The 1,690-nt window shown below is 38.1% G+C and carries 3 protein-coding genes; 2 read left to right on the forward strand and 1 reads right to left on the reverse strand.

All coding sequences use genetic code 11. The features are described from left to right. The coding region (locus BIZ39_RS21640; protein ID WP_316248274.1) for a 3'-5' exonuclease at positions 1-551 on the forward strand (551 nt) is incomplete at its 5' end. Positions 552-587: 36 nt separating this feature from the next. Beyond that, positions 588-1,022, forward strand: coding sequence for a hypothetical protein (locus tag BIZ39_RS21645; protein WP_187448090.1), 435 nt, complete (start codon positions 588-590; stop codon positions 1,020-1,022). 211 nt (positions 1,023-1,233) lie between these two features. On the opposite strand, the gene BIZ39_RS21650 is transcribed toward BIZ39_RS21645, so the two are convergent. Continuing rightward, the coding region (locus tag BIZ39_RS21650) for a hypothetical protein (RefSeq protein WP_222936750.1) at positions 1,234-1,690 on the reverse strand (457 nt) is incomplete at its 5' end.

Raw genomic sequence — 1,690 nt, forward strand, 5'->3', positions numbered from 1 at the left:
TCACTAAAGGCTCTGAAGATGATGCTATACGAGAATTCACAGCATATTTAACACCACACCTTCTTAAAAACTGTGAATCAAAAAAAAAGAACCTTCAGCAAATTGAAACAATTAAAGAAAGGGTCAGAGGCACTATTAAGCGAACGGAACAGGTCCTGCTCAGATTAAAAGGTAATCTCAAACAGCGCCTAAACACATTTTCAAAAAAATCTCAAAATGATTCAGACGCAAAGGTAAAACTCGTAACGATACATGGTGCGAAAGGCCTAGAGGGAGACACTGTGTTTTTGGTAGGTATATCCAATAAAAAAATGCCTGCCGCTAAGGCAGAGCAAGAGGCTTCCCTCCGTGGCAGCAAGTATCACAGTATTATGTTCGAAGAGGAAAGACGTTTACTTTATGTCGGTATCACGAGAGCTCAGAGGGTGCTTCACTTAAGTGCATTTCAAGGTACACACATGAGGCCAACGAGCAATGGTTATTCTAAACTTATACCACCCCCTCTCATTGATAATTTGCCCACAATTTATCAAGTCGAAACAGATTATTAATACAATAGCCTAAAACTCATAATAGGCGTTTAGTCAATGAATGAACAAATCACGACTGATAAGGATGTTAGCCATTTCTATAATGAAGTATTAATGTATAGCGCTATTCCAGCTTATACATTGTTGCTGATATTTGGTGTCGTAGTTGGTCAGAATGCAGTGGGTTCATTATTCGTCGTAATGATCTTACTTTCACATTATGCAGCGCAAAAAACATCACTAAAGCTCAAAGTATCTATACTTCGGGTCAGTAAATCCGGCCTATATAAAGCGACGTTTTACACAATAGGTTTTTTATGTGTTATGCATTGCCTGACCAACATCCTTTTTTATGACCTTGTCAACCCAGTAAGTAGTTTGTTCGCCTTTTTTCTATGTTACGCAATGCTTGGATTCACCGTTAAGACATTGCAGTTGATGGTGTTCGTTCGAGAGAAACGAGAAAATAAAAACAAAAAAAGTAACAAGTAAACAGTAGGTCGAACCATTACGGCGTCATGAAACAAGAACCACTAATCAGTTCTGTTACGGTGTCAGGGATATTGACGTGAACTCAATTATGATGTCATCAAAATTAGAAACAATTCTTACGTCATCATAAATACGCCAAACTCCACTTCCCTTATCAATTACTTAAACAGGCTAAACAGCCTGTTTAAGTTGACGAATTCAATCAATCCAACTAAGCCACCTTCAGTGATTCTTTTTTATAAACCAACTGACTAGTTGAGCATTCTTTTATAGTGATTTCGTGACTTCTATCACATTTGAAAACGGGTTGATATAGCGCTCCCTGCTTACCATTCACGTATAAATAAATCACTTCAATCACAGCACCAATAATGGGTATGTCTTTGTTCGGCGGGATAGTGACTTTACCAACATCTACGAGCTGATTTGATGAATTGTATAGGCCGATTGAAACACTACGCTTATTCTTTGTGTGGTCTATCACAATCACCGATGCTGAGTTTGTATTCTTGATTTTAAGTACATCACCCTCTTTATTAGGTCTACCACCAGCATAGATACTACTTCCCTTACGAAGCACAATTCCTTCTTCATTTTGCGACTTAGAATAATCGATTGCTTTTAAGAGTGATTCAGGACAGTTTACTTCGACCGGCATCAGAACTTTG

Source organism: Alteromonas sp. BZK5 (assembly GCF_014349115.1).
Classification (GTDB): Bacteria; Pseudomonadota; Gammaproteobacteria; order Enterobacterales; family Alteromonadaceae; genus Alteromonas; species Alteromonas macleodii.